Annotated in this window: 21 protein-coding genes; 20 read left to right on the forward strand and 1 reads right to left on the reverse strand. The window is 40.9% G+C overall.

Going from position 1 to position 18099, the window contains the following annotated elements:
• The first annotated feature begins 220 nt into the window (after positions 1-220).
• From ylxM to rimM, 6 genes are read left to right on the forward strand one after another with little or no spacing between them, the layout of a single operon-like run.
• Positions 221-544, forward strand: a complete 324-nt coding sequence (ylxM, locus tag EO116_RS06870; protein WP_127161196.1) for a YlxM family DNA-binding protein — start codon at positions 221-223, stop codon at positions 542-544.
• A 1-nt stretch (position 545) separates the two neighbouring features.
• Positions 546-1895 (forward strand): signal recognition particle protein, encoded by a 1350-nt coding sequence (ffh, locus tag EO116_RS06875; RefSeq protein WP_127161197.1) that lies wholly within the window; start codon positions 546-548, stop codon positions 1893-1895.
• Positions 1896-1922: 27 nt separating this feature from the next.
• Positions 1923-2186 (forward strand): 30S ribosomal protein S16, encoded by a 264-nt coding sequence (rpsP, locus tag EO116_RS06880; protein WP_009353289.1) that lies wholly within the window; start codon positions 1923-1925, stop codon positions 2184-2186.
• Between the two features lie 21 nt (positions 2187-2207).
• A complete protein-coding gene (locus EO116_RS06885) occupies positions 2208-2435 on the forward strand; it encodes a KH domain-containing protein (protein WP_009353402.1) in 228 nt (75 codons plus the stop codon).
• Positions 2436-2447: 12 nt separating this feature from the next.
• Positions 2448-2855 (forward strand): YlqD family protein, encoded by a 408-nt coding sequence (locus EO116_RS06890; RefSeq protein ID WP_127068203.1) that lies wholly within the window; start codon positions 2448-2450, stop codon positions 2853-2855.
• The gene (gene rimM / locus EO116_RS06895; RefSeq protein ID WP_127161198.1) at positions 2855-3352 is read left to right on the forward strand and encodes a ribosome maturation factor RimM; all 498 of its coding nucleotides are present in this window, start codon (positions 2855-2857) and stop codon (positions 3350-3352) included. Before EO116_RS06890 ends, rimM begins: the two co-directional genes overlap by 1 nt.
• A 196-nt stretch (positions 3353-3548) precedes the next feature.
• Here the strand turns inward: rimM and EO116_RS06900 are convergent, their stop codons facing one another.
• On the reverse strand, positions 3549-5012 hold the full coding sequence (locus EO116_RS06900; RefSeq protein WP_127161199.1) for a nucleotidyltransferase family protein: 1464 nt from the start codon (positions 5010-5012) through the stop codon (positions 3549-3551).
• A 293-nt stretch (positions 5013-5305) separates the two neighbouring features.
• On the opposite strand from EO116_RS06900, the gene EO116_RS06905 reads away from it, so the two are divergent.
• From EO116_RS06905 to secF, 14 genes are all read left to right on the forward strand, one after another.
• On the forward strand, positions 5306-5872 hold the full coding sequence (locus tag EO116_RS06905; RefSeq protein WP_127161200.1) for a hypothetical protein: 567 nt from the start codon (positions 5306-5308) through the stop codon (positions 5870-5872).
• Positions 5873-5875: 3 nt separating this feature from the next.
• Positions 5876-7090: an acetate/propionate family kinase gene (locus EO116_RS06910; protein WP_127068212.1), complete on the forward strand. Its 1215-nt coding sequence runs from the start codon at positions 5876-5878 to the stop codon at positions 7088-7090.
• 121 nt (positions 7091-7211) lie between these two features.
• Positions 7212-7838 (forward strand): hypothetical protein, encoded by a 627-nt coding sequence (locus EO116_RS06915; protein WP_127161201.1) that lies wholly within the window; start codon positions 7212-7214, stop codon positions 7836-7838.
• Positions 7839-8100: 262 nt separating this feature from the next.
• A complete protein-coding gene (gene radC / locus EO116_RS06920; RefSeq protein WP_127161202.1) occupies positions 8101-8775 on the forward strand; it encodes a DNA repair protein RadC in 675 nt (224 codons plus the stop codon).
• Between the two features lie 69 nt (positions 8776-8844).
• A complete protein-coding gene (gene ruvC / locus EO116_RS06925) occupies positions 8845-9345 on the forward strand; it encodes a crossover junction endodeoxyribonuclease RuvC (RefSeq protein ID WP_009353415.1) in 501 nt (166 codons plus the stop codon).
• 7 nt (positions 9346-9352) lie between these two features.
• On the forward strand, positions 9353-9964 hold the full coding sequence (gene ruvA / locus EO116_RS06930) for a Holliday junction branch migration protein RuvA (protein WP_127161203.1): 612 nt from the start codon (positions 9353-9355) through the stop codon (positions 9962-9964).
• 2 nt (positions 9965-9966) lie between these two features.
• Positions 9967-10974: a Holliday junction branch migration DNA helicase RuvB gene (gene ruvB / locus EO116_RS06935; RefSeq protein ID WP_009353399.1), complete on the forward strand. Its 1008-nt coding sequence runs from the start codon at positions 9967-9969 to the stop codon at positions 10972-10974.
• Positions 10971-12443: a SpoIID/LytB domain-containing protein gene (locus EO116_RS06940; RefSeq protein ID WP_240629145.1), complete on the forward strand. Its 1473-nt coding sequence runs from the start codon at positions 10971-10973 to the stop codon at positions 12441-12443. Before ruvB ends, EO116_RS06940 begins: the two co-directional genes overlap by 4 nt.
• Positions 12444-12456: 13 nt before the next feature.
• Positions 12457-13482, forward strand: a complete 1026-nt coding sequence (gene queA / locus EO116_RS06945) for a tRNA preQ1(34) S-adenosylmethionine ribosyltransferase-isomerase QueA (RefSeq protein WP_127161204.1) — start codon at positions 12457-12459, stop codon at positions 13480-13482.
• Between the two features lie 45 nt (positions 13483-13527).
• On the forward strand, positions 13528-14637 hold the full coding sequence (tgt, locus tag EO116_RS06950) for a tRNA guanosine(34) transglycosylase Tgt (RefSeq protein ID WP_127161205.1): 1110 nt from the start codon (positions 13528-13530) through the stop codon (positions 14635-14637).
• A gap of 8 nt (positions 14638-14645) precedes the next feature.
• On the forward strand, positions 14646-14939 hold the full coding sequence (yajC, locus tag EO116_RS06955) for a preprotein translocase subunit YajC (RefSeq protein WP_009353379.1): 294 nt from the start codon (positions 14646-14648) through the stop codon (positions 14937-14939).
• Entirely contained in the window at positions 14939-15508 is a 570-nt protein-coding gene (locus tag EO116_RS06960) for a 5-formyltetrahydrofolate cyclo-ligase (RefSeq protein WP_127161206.1), read from the forward strand. Before yajC ends, EO116_RS06960 begins: the two co-directional genes overlap by 1 nt.
• Before the next feature lie 11 nt (positions 15509-15519).
• A complete protein-coding gene (secD, locus tag EO116_RS06965) occupies positions 15520-16782 on the forward strand; it encodes a protein translocase subunit SecD (protein WP_127068220.1) in 1263 nt (420 codons plus the stop codon).
• Entirely contained in the window at positions 16779-17675 is an 897-nt protein-coding gene (gene secF, locus EO116_RS06970; protein WP_127161207.1) for a protein translocase subunit SecF, read from the forward strand. The genes secD and secF overlap by 4 nt, the downstream gene beginning before the upstream one ends.
• The last annotated feature ends 424 nt before the right edge of the window (positions 17676-18099 follow it).

The raw sequence follows: 18099 nt of genomic DNA on the forward strand, positions 1-18099 counted from the left end.
GAAACATGTATGCTCGAAAATAGGAAACAAAATATAAAAAATGAATTACCATAAGACGCGATGCAATACAAAATATAAGATGTTGTGGTATAGATTATTTTGTATGTAAAGGTAATTTACTTTACAACTATTGACAAGTTAGGTAAATATTGGTAATATGGGGTGTAAATATTTTTTGCTTGACAGATAATGCTTTCAAAAACGCTTAGAAGGAGGGACCATGGAAGAACGAATGACAATTAGTTTGTTGTTAGATTTTTATGGATCTTTGCTGACGGAGCGGCAACGAGAGTGTTATACTTTGCATCATGAAGATGATATGTCATTAGGTGAAATTGCAGAAGAGTTGCGTGTCTCAAGACAAGCAGTGCACGACAATATTGAACGGGCGAAAGCTAGTATGGAGGGGTATGAACAAAAATTACACCTCATTGAACAATATTTACTACGGCGAAAGATTGTGAAACAGATTAAAGAAGAGCTAGCATCTGCTGCCATAACATCTGAATCGATTCAATCATTATTAACACAATTGGAGGGCTAGTATGGCTTTTGAAAATTTAACGCATAAATTACAAGAAGCCTTTGCATCCTTAAAGGGAAAAGGTAAAATTTCTGAAGAAGATGTTAACCTAGCGTTGCGACAAGTTCGGTTTGCTTTGCTAGAAGCAGACGTAAACTTTGGAGTAGCGAAAGATTTCATTGCCCGTATCAAGGATAAAGCCTTGGGTGAGGAAGTGTTTGGTTCTTTGAACCCTGCGCAAACGGTCATTAAAATTGTGAATGACGAATTGACAGAGTTACTAGGTGGCACGGAAAGTCGTATTATGATTTCTCCTAAGGCACCGACTATCATTATGTTGGTAGGCTTGCAAGGTGCGGGTAAAACGACTACGGCTGGAAAGTTGTCTGTACATCTTCGTAAACAAGGTAAGAACCCGATGCTAGTAGCAGCCGATGTGTATCGTCCAGCAGCGATTAAACAATTACAAGTAGTGGGGGCTCAAATCGACGTTCCTGTATTTGCAAATGAAACGCCGGGTGCAAATCCAGTTGAGATTGCTAAAGCTGGTATTGAAGAGGCAAAACGCTTGTTCAAAGATATTGTCATCATCGATACAGCAGGCCGCTTAGCCATTGATGAAACATTGATGGATGAACTCGCTAATATCAAGGCTGAAGTAAAACCTCATGAAATCTTGCTAGTGGTGGATGCCATGATCGGGCAAGATGCGGTGGGGACAGCTGAAGCATTTAATAATTACTTGGGTCTAGATGGTGTCATTCTAACAAAAATGGATGGTGATGCCCGTGGTGGTGCAGCGCTTTCTATTAAAGCAGTAACAGGAACACCTATTAAATTTACTGGTACTAGCGAAAAGATGGACGGCTTAGAAGTATTCCATCCGGATCGCATGGCATCTCGTATTCTTGATTTAGGCGATTTCAAAACATTGATTGAAAATGTGCAAAGTTCTATCGATGAAGAAGAAGCGAAAAAAATGGCTGAAAAGATGGCCAAAAATAGCTTTACCCTAGACGATTTCTTGGCACAAATGAATCAAATTCGCAAACTGGGGCCTTTGCAAAATATCTTGGGTATGCTGCCTGGTATGGGTAAATTGAAAGACCAGTTAGCTGGATTTGACTTAGATAATAAAGAAGTGCGTCAAATTGAAGCTATCATCAAATCTATGACGATGGCGGAACGTACGAATCCTAATATATTGAATGGATCTCGTCGCAAACGTATTGCGGCAGGTTCTGGTACAACAGTACAGCGAGTGAATCAGTTAATTAAACAATTTGAGGATGCTCGCAAGTTTATGAAGCAAATGCAGTCTATGAGCAAAGGTAAGAAGGGTATGTTCCCTAAATTACCGTTCATGGGATAATATTCTATTTAAGGAGGTGAAAGAAGAATGTTAAAAATCCGTTTAACTCGTTTAGGTGCTAAAAAAGCTCCTTTCTATCGTATCGTTGTTGCTGACTCCCGCGCTCCACGCGAAGGCCGTCCAGTTGATACAGTAGGTCAATACGATGCTACTAAAAACCCAGCAATCGTTAATATTGACGAAGAGAAAGCATTAGAATGGTTGGGTAAAGGTGCACAACCTACTGATACTGTTCGCTCCTTGTTCAAAAAACATGGTGTTATGCAAAAATTTGCTGACGCTAAAAAATAATTAATAGAGAGGCGTACTGTGATGCAAGAATTAATTACATTAATTGTTCAATCATTAGTTAAGCAACCTGAAGCCGTTTCTGTTACTATGGAAGTTCGCGATCAAGTGGAAGTCTATGAAATCCGTGTCGCTCCTGATGATATGGGTAAAGTAATCGGAAAGCAAGGTAAGATTGCGAAAGCGATTCGCGCTGTGGCTAAAGCAGCGGCTATTAAAGAGAACAAGAAGATATCCGTTGATATTGTCTAAAAGGGTGGTAACATGGAAGAAATGACATTACGCGTACCCGTGGCAATTAAGTCTAAGGTTACGGACACTTTAAAAAACAAAATTATTGCTGATTTACAACAACAAATGAATATGGCGGACCAAGATTTACAACAAATCGAATTTCAAGCTAAACGTTTGTTAAGTGAACAAGCAAAAATTGATGCACAAGGTTTAATCCAATTGCGTCAACAAATCGAGGAAGATAAGCAACAACGTATAGCTTTCAAAGCTCAAGTAGCAGAGCATTTGAAAGAAGCGGAAAAGCTTGAAATTGGTTCTGAAATTGCCCAAGGCCAAATGGAGCAAACTATTACTGTGAAAATCGGTGATAACTTAGATGCTCTTCTAGGGTCTGAAATTTTGCTAGAAGATGGCAAAGTTGTGGCATTCCGTAAATAATGGATACTCAAGAACTGATTACCATCGGTGTGATCGTCGCTCCGCACGGTGTGCGGGGCGATGTTCGTATATTGCCGAGAACAGACTTTCCAGAACGGTTTATGAAAATGGATGTGTGCTACATTAATGGTCAACCATACCATATTACATCTGCAAAGTTTCATAAGCAGTTTATATTGGCTACTTTCAAAGAATTGCCTGATCGCACCGCTGTAGAGCGTTTAGGTAAACAAGAAATAAAAGTGCCAAGACAAGATTTGGTGGAATTGCCTGAAGATAGGTATTATATCTTTGAAATCGAAGGCCTTGCCGTAGAAGATACAGAAGGTAATGATTTAGGCATTGTAAAAGAAGTATTACAGCCTGGTGCGAACGATGTTTACGTGGTCGCCAAAGAGGGTGAACCTGATTTATTATTACCAGCTTTGAAAACAGTGGTATTAACCATTGATATTGAAGGTGGTAAGATGATCGTAGACCCTCCAGAATGGTTGTAATAGAAAAGTCCCTTGTACTGAGTGCAATGATGCATTCAGTACAGGGGACTTTTTGTATATTTGGGGTTCTATAATATATTTTGGGAGAGAGCAAAAGCCATCCCCCAAGATATATTCTTTATGCATAAAAATAGGTATATCAATTAGTTTACTTTACAACCTTAGTAAGGGCATATATGAAAAAGCTAAATGTAGACTATATTAGATCTTGCACATACATAGGACTGGTGGTGTAATCATAATGACTGTCACGATAGCGTGGATTATCTACGGTGAGTCGCCATAGTCTACTTGCCAGTTGATCTTGCTTGCACAGTACTTTGGTAATGCCAGTTGCTTGCTGACAGAAAGGAGCCCATTTTTGCACAATTGGAATGGAGGCATGTTTTTCTTTTAAGTATTGACGACCTCGGTCGTTGAAAGCGAGCAGTCGACCATAGGTAGGTCCTTGTTGGTGGCACTCTTGGAACATCTCTTGAGTGCGACTAAAGAGACTGTACGCAGCGATGCGATCGAGACGGGCGTAGGTATAGCGTCTTGATTTTAAACTTTCACGGGCTTGTTCCCAAGAAGAAAGGGTGCTCGCAGTAAGCCAGGCCTCTTCTAAACCGTCGCTCATGTCATGTAAGGTTTGCAAACCTTCTTTTGTTGCTACACGACTAGTGAGGTGGATCATGTCATAATAGCGGTTTAGATTGGCATAATAGTTAGCTTGTACGATGTCTATGGCAAGAGGGGCTACCATAGGGGGGAAGTAGTGATGCCAATTGAAAGTGTCTTCTTCTAAAGAAGAGGCGTCGATTCCTAATTCACCTAACGAGATAGATGCATCGTCTTCTAATGAGGCATAAGGTGCGTAAGAGGTATCAGACATTTGTAGTATGTTGTGAGACCTGGATAGACTGGAAGATGTTTGTTTGGATGTATAAATAGCATTTCGTAAGGCTGTGCCAGATGGAAACGAATCATCTAAGGTGGGATTGTGATGGGAACTAGTTCGTTTCACGGGAATGATGTCTAACTCGATGTGATAGCGATGTAAGGCACGTATGTATTCAATGCCTAAGATAGTGTTAGGGTCAGTGTCTAATATGCGCATATGGTTTGAGTTTTCTAATACACTGTCTTTAGATGATTGTTGTTCTGTTGGTGAAAGTACGGTATCAGATGTGTTTTTGCCTGAGACATCATGGGTATTCATTGAGGTACTTACTGAATAATACTGCTGGATTGCTTTGCGTAAGGCTGTACCATAGGAGTATCCTTGAGTCAAGAGTGTGCGCAATGATTCTTGTGTACTAGGATGGTCTAGAGTTTCTGCAACGGATACAAGTTCCTCTACATCTGTATGGCTGGCACCAAATGAGATAGCGTCACACCCTAGGGCATGTAATAATCTGACACCACCGGATGCAAAATATTCTGCCGAACTAACGGCGAACATAGAAGGTAGTTCAAAGACGATATCAGCACCACCCATAACAGCCCATTGAGCACGGTGAAATTTAGAAAATATGGCAGGTGTCCCCCGTTGCACGAAATCTCCACTCATCACAACGAGCAAGGTTGAGTTAGGATATATACGGCGAAGCTCTTGTAATTGATGGGCATGCCCTTTGTGAAAGGGATTATATTCTGCAATAATTCCTATGGTGTTCATAATCTAGTACCTCCTATTATGTATATTAGTATATCATGAGATAAAACTTTCATAAACGCTGCCCATAGGGTAACTGGTTGGGTGGAAAGGTGATATACTATAGATGTAGAAAGGAATGAAGTAAAATGAATGTTAAAGAGCTTAAACAATTTTACAATGAACAGCAAGATATGTTTTTATAATCTATATAAAAGAGTTACAATACATGAAAGAAGTCATAAAAAGGGGTGGAAAAAAACGTGACATTAATGGTATAATTGACTGTAGAAATTGTGTCTATTAGAGGTAAGTATATGAAACAATATATCATAGCCCTTGGTTTAGGGATGGTGTTGTTCTTGGGTGGCTGTGGTAGTCAACAAGCCATCGATACCTATAGTTTTGGTCAGAAAGTCATCAATGTAGGTCAATCTGAAGTGATTGTGGATTCTCCGTTTGACTTCGGTCAGTTGGATAGAATTACAGCTAATGAAAAGGGACAACCTTTGACCATCTATGCAGGACTAGATAAAAATTATGGTGTCTATGTAAGCGCTACACAAGCTTCTACAGGTGCACCATTGCCAACATTAGAAGAGGGCACAAAATTAGCGCAACAGGAATTGGCCAAAGAATTAGGTCAAGCTGGTGCTAAAGCACAATGGACTCAAGAAGCTGTGCAAGTAGACGGTGTGAATGCCGTTAAATCTAGTACGACGGCGGGTTCCAATGGGCAAACAATTCGGTTCACTCAGTATACTTTCATCAACAAAGGTGTACTGTGGAATATACGCTATTCATACAGTGATCAATCTCTGCAAGGAGAAGATATCAATCAACGTGTGAATGGGCACATTCAAGTTACTAAGAAAGAGGGATAAGTAATGAACGTTTTAGTCGTAAACTGCGGTAGCTCCTCCTTGAAGTATCAATTAATTGATATGGAGCATGAAGTTGTATTGGCGAAAGGTCAATTCGAAAAAATCGGTTCCGATGATGCAATTTTCACTCATCGTCGTCCAGATGCAGACAAATTAGAACGCATCGAACCAGTAGCTGACCACAAAGTGGCGTTACAAGTCTTGTTGGATATTTTGGTAGATCCAGAACATGGAGTGATTGGTTCCATGGATGAAATCGACGCTGTAGGGCATCGTGTAGTACATGGCGCTGAAAAATTCGCTGATTCTGTATTGATTACTCCTGCAGTGATGGAAGCATTGGAAGAATGCGCGAAAATCGCTCCACTTCACAATCCTCCAAACATCCAAGGTATCGAAGCATGCCAAAAAATTATGCCAAATGTACCACAAGTTGGTGTATTTGATACAGCATTCCATCAAACAATGCCAGCTGAGGCGTTCTTATATGGTCTTCCATACGAAGCATACACTGATTTAGGTGTTCGTCGTTATGGTTTCCATGGTACTTCCCACAAATATGTGGCACAACGTGTGGCTGAATTGATGGGTAAACACATGTCCGACCTTCGTATCGTATCCTGTCACTTGGGTAATGGTTCTTCCGTTACAGCTATCAAAGGTGGCCGTTCCATCGATACTTCCATGGGTTTCACTCCATTGTCTGGTTTGATCATGGGTACTCGTTGTGGTGATATTGACCCAGCTATCGTACCTTACTTGATGGAAAAATGGGATATGACATACCATGAAATCGATGCTATCATGAATAAAAAATCTGGTGTATTCGGTATTTCTGGCGTTTCCAATGACTTCCGCGTTATCGAAGAAGCTGCTGAAGAAGGCAATAAACGTGCGCAATTAGCATTGGATATGTTCCACTACAAAGTACGTGCTACAATCGGTGCTTACGTAGCTGTTATGGGCGGCGTTGACGCTATCGTATTCACAGCTGGTATCGGTGAAAATGGTATTGGTAACCGTGATGCAATCTGCAATGGTTTAGAATACTTAGGCACTCGTATTGACCCTGAACGCAATAATGTTCGTGGTAAAGAAGCTGAAATCAGTGCAGAAGGTTCCAAAGTTAAAATCTTTGCAATCCCTACAAATGAAGAAATCATGATCGCTCGTGATACAAAACGTATTACTAGCCCATTAGTGATGAAAAACTGGTAATCTCCGATTATCTGTGAAAGAGTCTCCTCTATGAGGAGGCTCTTTTTGTTGTTGACAAATACTTTCATCGGTTGCTATTCTAACAGTAGGATGATGTTACTGTTGATGAAAGGATGAGGTCATGTCTATACAATATCAAGAGCAATCGAAACGATCCAAAGCTGGCATTGCATTAGTTACTGTATTTATTGCGATAGCATTGGGAGCGTTGGCATATAGTGTATGGCGCTATGTGGAGTTAGGTAGTATAGCCTTAGCGGAAATATTAATAGAAGGAATGATTCTATTTGTCCTTGTATCGCAGGCAGTGGGGAACTATACATTTAGGTTGACCGAATCGGATCTCATCATTGATGAGGTAGGCTTATTAGGAAAGAAACGAATGGTCATACCGTATGCAATGATCAACGGGGTCTACCAATTTAAACAATCCATGATGCCCCCATTGAAATTCCGCTATAAATATCGTAAATTATCGTCCACTGATGATCGCCCTGTATGGGCCTTAGCCTACTCAGTGGTAGAAGGGAAAAAGTTAAAACATGGCCGTGTGCTATTAAAAGCAGAACAAGAGTTGTTTGATGCTTTAGTGCAGCATGTACCGAATTTAGTGCAGGTGAAAGAAGACCAAGTTGTCTTTCATGCGTACCTAAGAGAAGATGCTTTCAAACATGGAGAAGATTTTGCAATCTATGCAGCCAATGTATATGGGCAAGGTCAAGCGGGTGCAGAGGATGTGAAAGAATAAGCTTTTCTTAGTATAGGTTAGAAAGGGAGTTTACCCTAAGCTGATTGGTATCATTAGACTTCGACTGAGGTGGAATCTGTGAGAGAACTTGGATAAAGTTTGAAGAAAATAAAAGGACTTTTCAAATCTATAGCGAATTATAGTATAAAGAAAGATATATAAGTGCCCACGATGGGTACATAGTGATGCGTCACACTCTTTGGAGTGTGGCGTGTTGTCGTTTACAGGGCTAAAGGATGTACTTTCAAATGTTGGAGGAATTATGTTGGATTTACAATCATATCAAATGCCACGAGAAAAATTCATTGCCTTAGGAGCTGAAGCGTTAGAATTGGAAGAATTATTAGCCATTTTATTACGTACAGGATGCAAAGGTTCCACCGTCTTAGAAGTGGCTCATGAAGTGGTAAAACGCATGGAAGGATTGGTAGGAGGCTTGAACAATGTTACCGTAGATGCTTTGCGAGAGATTGATGGCATTGGGCAAGACAAAGCGGTGACTATTTGTGCGGCTATCGAACTGGGCAGACGTCTAGGACAGATGAAAGTGAAACGAGATTGGGAAGATTTTAGCACTCCGGAGGCGGCGGCTAATTACATGATGGAACGTCTTCGTCATAAAACAGAAGAACACTTTTATGTCTTATTACTGACGGTAAAAAATAAATTGATTAAGCCTGTTCTGATTTCTAAAGGAGGATTGACTAGTAGTACGGCGGAGCAAAGAGCAGTATTTCGCCAAGCTATCGATGCCAATGCGGCGGCTATTATTTTGATGCATAACCACCCATCAGGAGATCCTACCGAGAGTAGTGATGATGTACGGGTGACTAAAATTTTTGCTAGAGCTGGAGAAGTGATGGGTATCCCTGTGTTGGATCATATCATTATTGGTGATGGCATCTATGTAAGCTTATTAGAAAAAGGGATACTATAGGTGCAGATGTTCTATAAATTTGCTATAATTAAATGATTGGAACAATGAAAAGAAATCAGAGGTTATAGCGTGCGAATTATTGGAATAGATCCGGGCTATGCGATTTGTGGATATGGTATTATCGATGTCATAGGAAGCTCTTTAAAACCTGTTACCTATGGAGTGATAACCACAGAGGCAAAAACGCCAGAAGCAAGCCGGTTAGAAATTATATTTAATGAACTAAGCGATATTTTAGAAGAATTTCGCCCTCAAAAGTTTGGTATAGAAAAATTGTACTTTGCCCGCAATGTAACGACGGGTATCGGCGTAGCACAAGCAAGAGGTGTTACCTTATTGGCGGCGAGTCAACAAGACTTACCAATTTACGAATATACACCATTGCAAGTGAAACAATCTGTGGTGGGCTATGGGAAAGCTACAAAAGAGCAGGTAACGTATATGACGATGAACTTATTGGGGATTCGTGAAAAAATTAAGCCTGATGATGCGGCTGATGCTTTGGCGATTGCTATCTGTACAGCCCATAGTTCCCATACGGATACATTAAAGCAAATTTTACAGTTGTGAGGAATTTATGATTGCATATATAAAAGGGATTGTTACCCATCGATTGCTAGATGCGGTGTACGTCAATGTCCATGATGTGGGCTATCGTGTGTACGTACCTAGTTCAGTGCAAAGTCAATTACAAGTAGGCGAGGAAACTTGTTTATTTACGTATACTAATGTTCGTGAAGATGCCATTCAGCTATATGGTTTTTTGACGATGGAAGATTATGAGTTATTTTTACTGCTCATCTCCGTATCAGGAGTGGGGCCTAAATTAGGTCTTGGCATTTTATCAGCTATTAGTCCAGAACATTTTGTAGGACTCATCATTAGTGGTGATACAAAAGGTCTTCAGAAATTGCCTGGTATTGGTAAAAAATCAGCAGAGCGATTGGTGCTAGAGTTAAAAGATAAAATTGAAAGCCTTGGCATTGCTGGAACTTTCACGACGACGGGAAGAATTTCACCAGTAGAACAAGTGCCTGTAGGTGCTACCGAAGAAGTGCTAGAAGCACTTATGGCATTAGGATATAGCGCACAAGAGGTGCAGCCAGTGATCCAAGAAGTTTACGATGGAACACAAGAAGTACCAGTTTTATTAAAACAAGTATTAGCGGCATTGGGTAAAGGGCGATAAGAATGGATCAAGAAAATCGAATTGTAACCATGCAAGAACGGGAGGAAGACAATTGGCAATTTAGTCTTCGTCCCCGCTATTTAAAAGAATATATTGGGCAAACACAGGCAAAGGAGAATCTTCATATTTTTATTGAAGCGGCCAAGCTGCGAGGAGATACCTTGGACCATGTCTTACTCTATGGACCTCCAGGGTTAGGGAAAACCACCTTGGCAGGAATCGTTGCTAATGAATTGGGCGTAAACTTCCGAGTTACCTCTGGACCAGCCATAGAACGAGCTGGTGATTTGGCAGCTTTATTGAGCAATTTGCAACCGGGAGATGTACTGTTTATCGATGAAATCCATCGTTTATCTCGCTCTGTAGAAGAAGTGCTATATTCTGCTATGGAAGATTATGCTTTAGATATCATTATTGGTAAAGGTCCGAGTGCTAGATCGGTGCGCATTGAATTGCCTAAATTCACGCTAATTGGTGCCACAACACGAGCAGGATCTTTGGCGGCACCGCTGCGTGATCGCTTTGGTGTGATTAGCCGTTTAGAATATTACAAGCAAAATGAGCTAGAATTTATTGTGAGCCGTTCTGCTGATATTTTAGATATTCATATGGATCCAGAAGGGGCTAGTGAAATCGCTCGTCGTTCTAGAGGAACCCCTCGTATTGCCAATCGTTTATTGAAACGTGTTCGTGATGTAGCGCAAGTATTGGGTGATGGTGTGATTACAAAAGAAATTGCAGATCAGGCCTTACAGCGATTAGATATTGATAAACTAGGTCTAGACCGTATAGATCGACGTATTTTAAGCACTATCATTGAAAAATTCGATGGTGGACCTGTAGGGGTGGATACGATTGCAGCCTCTGTGAGTGAGGAACGTGAAAGTGTTGAAGATGTGTATGAACCATATTTGATGCAACTTGGTTTGTTGGCGCGCACAAATCGTGGACGTATCGTCACTCCTGCTGCCTATGACCACTTGGGAATCCCTAGAAAGGTGGATGCATGAGAAAGGTAGGATATCGCTATGTGGCGATAGCGGTTATAATAGCTGTATTAGGAAGTGCACCTTTTGTAGGCGCAGCAGCATCGCAAAAGGAAGTGCCGAAACGTACAACAGTGAAAGCTACTTTTGTGAAACCGAATGAAAGAAAAGATTCGGCAGCATCAAAACGGGTGGGTTTTAAGCCTGCTACTAAAGTGACGAAAGCGACGAAAACAACACCTCAAGAGACAATCAGAATGCAAGAAAATACTGACAAACAAACAAGAGTGTCTAATGTTGTACAAGAGGTCAAGAAAGGTTCTAGTGGAGAGCCTGTGATACGAGTGTTGCTTGGACATAGATCACAATCTTTTTCCATTAGTAGTGCTATGCCTATGGTTGTTCTAGATAGCCGTGGACATCAATTGCAAACTATCAAAGAAAATCAGACTGTGACAGTTTCGAGTGGAGGCGGTTCAGTACATATAAATGGACATAGTATTGATAAGTCAATTACTATTCAAAATACACAAGGTAGATATGGATCTGAATTGCAAACATTAGGAAAAACCTATCGAGGCGCTGTGACAGTACATGCTAATACATCAGGATCCATGAGTGTTATTAATGTACTGGGGTTAGAACAATATGTACAAGGTGTAGTACCAGAAGAAGTGGTACCTAGTTGGCCTACGCCGGCCCTAGAAGCACAAGCGGTGGCAGCTAGGACCTATGCTTTGCACTCGATGAAGAGCAAACAAAATAGTATGTATGATATTGGAACTACTACAGCTGACCAGGTATATGGAGGGAAAAGTAGTGAGTTTGTAAGCACAAATACAGCGGTAAAGCGTACACATGGCATGGTTCTCACTTATCAGGGCCAACCGATTAATGCTCTTTTTCATTCCGATGGCGGTGGTTATACAGAGGATAGTGTAAACCTGTGGGGCAATGATTTACCATATCTAAAAGGTGTAGTAGATTATTCTAATCATGAGGGTACAACTGTATGGAATGTCATTACCAGCCGTCAAAGTATAGAACAAAAATTAGCAGCAGGTAGCAAATCGGTAGGGTACTTACAGAAAATTGAATTATCTCCATTGGTAGATCGACCTATGAAAGTACAAGATCGAGGGGTTTCAGGGCGTGTAAAAACAATGAAATTTGTAGGTGAAAAGGGTTCTATATCGCTTACAGGAGAACAGGTGCAAGGGATATTTGGCTTAAAGTCCACCTTATTTGATTTTTATGTAGGACAAACACCGCCGAGTCGGATTCAGGGGTTTTCCGTAAAAGCTAACCATACGTTTAGTAAAGCGAATCAGACGGTGACAATTCATGGATATGGTTGGGGACATGGTTTGGGACTTTCACAGTGGGGAGCGGCGGAAATGGCTAGCCGAAAAGAGGCAAGTCAGCCTGATTATTATAAAGTAATTTTACAACATTATTACCAAGGTACGGCACTTACGAAACTGTACAATTAATAAGAGGAATAGTATGAAAGTATCTGATTTTAATTACCACTTGCCTGAGGAACTCATTGCGCAACATCCAGTAGAACCACGGGATACATCACGATTGATGATTTTGGACAAGGTAAGTGGAGAGATATGCCATAAAGCATCCTTTCACTCCATACTAGATGAACTATGTGAAGGGGATGTGTTAATCTTTAATAACACGAAGGTCATACCGGCTCGATTATATGGAGAGCGAAAAGGAACGGGCGGTAAAGTAGAAGTCTTGTTATTGACTCCTAAGGGGGAACACCTTTGGGAATGCCTAGTAAAGCCAGGAAAAAAATGTCTAAAGGGACAACTCTTATCCTTTGGTCCTAATCTAGAGGCGGAGGTTATAGACCATACAGATTTTGGCGGTCGACTGATTCAATTTAAGCCGAACGGTAATTTTGATGAGATTATTAATGATATTGGGGAAATGCCATTGCCTCCGTATATCCATGTAAAACTAGAAGACAAAGATAGATACCAAACGGTATATGCCAAAGAAAAAGGATCCGCAGCAGCCCCCACAGCAGGCTTACATTTTACACCGGAATTATTGGATGAAATTCAGCGCAAAGGGGTGCAAATTGGATTTGTTACATTGCATGTAGGGCTAGGCACATTCCGCCCTGTGTCGGCAGAATCCATTGAAGACCATGATATGCATAAAGAGTTCTATCACGTGTCGGAAGAAACTGCAGAATTGGTGAATCGTGCTAAAGCAGAAGGTCGAAGAGTCATTGCCGTAGGAACTACATCGGTACGTACATTAGAATCAGCAGCGACTGAGGTAGGTCATGTAAGGAGTGGATCCGATTGGACTCAAATTTTTATTTACCCAGGCTATACCTACAAGATGGTGGATGCCTTGATCACTAACTTTCATCTGCCACAGTCTACCTTGCTCATGCTCATTAGCGCTCTCGCTGGTAGAGAGCATTGTCTGGCGGCCTATGAAGAGGCGGTACGTGAAAAATATAGATTTTTCAGCTTTGGTGACGCAATGTTCATTCGATAAGTTGAAAGTTGTGTTATAATACAGAAGTAATAAAGGAGTGTGTATATGGCGATTAGATATGAATTGCAAAAACAATGTCCCCACACAGGTGCACGGGCAGGGTTATTGCATACTCCTCATGGAACCTATGAAACACCGATGTTTATGCCCGTAGGGACACAGGCAACGGTAAAAACATTGGCCCCAGAGGAGCTGAAAGCGATGGGTTCTCAAGTGATTTTGAGTAATACCTATCATTTATTCTTGCGCCCAGGCGCTGACCTAGTGGAAGAAGCGGGCGGATTGCACAAGTTCATGAACTGGGACCAAGCCATCTTAACCGATAGTGGCGGGTTCCAGGTGTTCAGTTTAGGAAAGCTGCGCAAGATTACCGAAGAAGGAGTGAATTTCAGATCACATCTAGATGGGTCGAAAAAATTCTTATCTCCAGAAGTGGCTACGAAAGTACAGGAACAATTAGGGTCTGACATTATGATGGCATTCGATGAATGTATCCCTTATCCTGCGGATCATCGATATGCAGATGCATCGACAGCACGGACCACACGTTGGGCGGAACGTTGCCAAGAGGCACGTCGTTCTAAGAACCAAGGTATGTTCGGTATCGTCCAAGGTGGCATGTACAAAGACCTGCGTGAAAGAAGTGCCAAAGAGTTAGTGGCTATGGACTTTGAAGGGTATAGCATTGGTGGCCTTTCGGTAGGGGAACCACATGATTTGATGTATGAAGTACTAGAATATACAACACCATTGTTGCCTGCCAATAAAGCTCGTTATTTGATGGGTGTTGGTACTGCTGACTGTTTAGTGGAAGGGGTAGCTCGTGGTGTCGATATGTTTGACTGCGTATATCCAACACGTGTGGCCCGCAATGGTATGGCCATGACATGGAAAGGGCGATTGAATTTACGCAATGCTTCTTTCATGCGTGACTGGGGTCCGATTGAAGAAGGTTGTGGCTGTTATGCGTGCCAAAACTATTCAAGAGCTTATATTCGACATCTATATAAGGCAGAAGAAATTTTGGCTTTCCGATTAGTGTCGTATCATAATTTATATTTCTTACTAGAATTCATGCGTCAAATGCGTAAAGCCATCTTAGAGGATCGCTTTGTAGCATTCCGAGAAGAGTTCTGGCAATATTTTACTAAATAGGAGGACTTATGGATTTCTTAGAATTTTTCCAAGGACAAACAGGGCAAGCGATTTTACCATTATTGATTATGGTCGTGATTTTTTATTTCTTGCTATATCGTCCACAAAAGAAACAACAAAAACAACGCCAAGTGTTATTGAACAGCCTTAAAAAAGGCCAAAAAGTATTGACTGTTGGTGGTATTTATGGTGAAATTGTTTCCTTAACAGAAGATACATTAGTGTTACAAGTGTCTGAAAAAGTGGAAATGAAATTTGCGCGTACAGCCATAGCTCAAGTTCTTGGAAAGGAACAGAAGTAATGGATAAAACGGCATTGCGTAAGAAGTTTTTAGAACGTCGTCGCAATGTACAAGTCCAAGAGGTTCCTACGTGGTCGGCACAATTGGCGGATCGACTGTGGGCTATGCCTAAAGTGGTTGATGCGAAGCATATCATGGCGTACTTGGCTATGCCCAAGGAGGCCAATCTTGATGCTTTCATCATAGAAGCCTTGGAGCAGGGGAAGCATGTTTATGTGCCTGTGTGCGTGACCAAAACAGAGATGGTAGGCGTTCGGATTACTGATTTAGAGTCCCTCGTAAGGGGAACATTGGGAATCCGTATTCCAAATGAACCCTATGACATCGTAGAACCAACACAATTGGATTGTATTCTCGTTCCCGGTCTTGCCTTTGATCGTAGAGGTGGTCGCATGGGAATGGGGGCTGGATATTATGACCGATACTTACAACAGATTACTGTAGAGAACCGAATCGGTATAGCCTGGGATAATCAAATTTCAGAAGAAATGTTACCCATGGCACCTCATGATGAGTGGATGCATACCATTGTGACACCATCAGAGAGTATCCATTGTTATAAAGAATAGGAGGGAATCCATTGAACACAAAAGCAGCTTTACGCTTTTTCGGCGTAGTAGCAGTGATTTTAGGTCTATTTATTTGGCTCATTGGACCACTTGCTAACTCCATTAAACAAGGGTTGGATTTACAAGGTGGTACTCACATTGTATTAGAAGCGCAAGATTCTGGACCTAACGTGGTTACAGATGATGCAGTAGAACGGGTTATTCAAATCTTAGGCCGTCGTATTAATGAAATGGGTTTAACTGAGCCTATCATTCAACGTGAAGGTAAAAAACGTATCATTATCGAATTACCTGGTGAAAAAGATCCGCAAAAAGCCATCGAAACAGTTGGTAAAACGGCGGTTCTTGAGTTCCGTGATGAAAATGGAAAAGTCCATTTAGATGGTAATGACTTAAAAGATGCAAAAGAACAATTAGAAGGTAAACAAGCATCCGTTAATATCCAATTAACAGATGAAGGTGCGAAAAAATTCGGCGCTTTAACAACAGCTAATATTGGTCGTCACATCGGCATTTATTTGGATGGTGAGCAATTGACAAATCCAGTGGTCAACGAACCAATTACTGGTGGTAGTGCTCGTATTACTGGTAGCCGTGACTTGGAAGAAGCGAAAAGCTTAGCTATTTTACTACGTTCTGGTGCATTGCCTGTAAAAGTAGAAGTTATGGAAGTGCGTACCGTTGGTCCTACTTTGGGGCAAGACTCTAAAGATAAATCTGTTGTAGCTTTTGGTGTTGGTATTGCTTTAATCATTGCATTTATGCTTGTGTTATACAGATTATCTGGATTCGTAGCGACGATCGCTTTGTTAGTGTTTGTGTTAATTTTGGTAGCGATCTTAGGGCCGCATGCTTTGAATGCGACCATGACCTTGCCAGGTGTAGCTGGTATTATCCTCAGTATGGGGGTTGCCGTGGACGCGAACATCTTAATCTTTGAACGGTTCAAAGAAGAAGTGGTGGAAGGTAAAACATTGCGCATGTCCATGGAATCTGGTTTCCGCCGTGCTTTTGATACGATCTTTGATGCGAATACATCCGTTATGATTACAGCGGTGATCCTCATTGTTCTTGGTAGTGGACCTGTAAAAGGTTTCGCCATCAACTTGGCATTAGGGGTTATAGTATCTATGTTTACAGCTGTATCCATGAGTCGTACCTTGATGCATATGCTCATTGCGGCACAAATTACGAACCGACCATTCTGGTATGGATCTAACGTATCTCCATCTGTTACGATTGAAGCATTTAAGAAAGGAGATAAGAAAAAATGACATTTGATGTAATAAAACGTCATCGTTGGTGGTTTAGTATCTCCTCCATTGCAGTTATTCTAAGTATCATTTCCATGTTTATGTATGGATTTAACTTTGGTATCGATTTTACAGGTGGTACCATTGTAGAAGTGGAATTTAGTAAACCAGTGCAGGTATCTGCTGTACGGGAAAATTTAAAAGCTTTTGAATTGGAAAATGCAGTGATCCAATTATCTGGTGCAGATGCTACTGAATCAGAAGGTAAAACGGTAATGATTCGTACTCGTAACCTTGAGGCTAGTGAAAGTCAAGCTGTGGTAGCGGCGTTGAATAAAAACTTAGCAGAAGGTACGGTAAAACGGATTGAATCTGTAGGTGCTGTGATCGGTTCTGAAGTCACAGAGCATGCATTGATTAATTTGCTCATCGCTTTCGTAGCGCTAGCACTATATATTACATATCGATTTGAGTATCGTGTAGCCTTGTCTTGTTTGTCTGCTATCTTCCATGACCTTATCATGGTATTAGGGATATTCTCTTTCTTCCATTTAGAAATTGATTCCTCCTTCTTGGCAGCGATTTTGACAGTTATCGGTTACTCTATGAATGAATCTGTCGTAATCTTTGACCGAATTCGTGAAAATACACATACTCATAAACGTACAGATACATTTGCAGATCTTGCCAATGCAAGTATCCACCAAAGTATCCATCGTTCCTGCTATACATTGTCTACAGTATTGTTCGCATGTTGCTCCTTATACTTCTTTGGTGGGGATACAACAAAGAACTTTGCTCTATGTATGATTGTTGGTTTCGTAAGTGGTGCGTACTCCTCCATTTGCGTGGCTACATCTTTATGGGCAATTTGGAAATCCAATAATAAAAAAGATGCACGAAATCGTCTCTAATGAAGCTATTCTGTTTTGCTAGAATGCTTGATTGGTGAAAGGGAAACGAGCAACATATTCCTTCTCAAGCTATACAGTGGTTATGCTTGTTCAGGAACATGTTGCTCGTTTCTGCATTTCGGCATTTAGGTAATAAGGATATAGCAAAACGTTTTACGCAAAGATGGCGTTCCTTGGTGGTGTCATTAGAAACGAGCAATATATTTCTTCTCAAGCTATACAGTGGTTATGCTTGTTTAAAAAATATTGGGAAAGGGGTTGCAAAATGTTTAAAAATATCATATAATACATTCAGTGCTTGAGACACAAGCACTTTTAATTTTCTCAAAAGTTATTAACTAAGAAAATTAAAAAAGATTAAAATAACTGTTGACACGAAATTGTGAATCTGTTATTATAATCTAGTCGTCACAACACGGTGTTG

The sequence above is a fragment of the Veillonella sp. VA137 genome, from assembly GCF_003992015.1.
Taxonomy (GTDB): domain Bacteria; phylum Bacillota; class Negativicutes; order Veillonellales; family Veillonellaceae; genus F0422.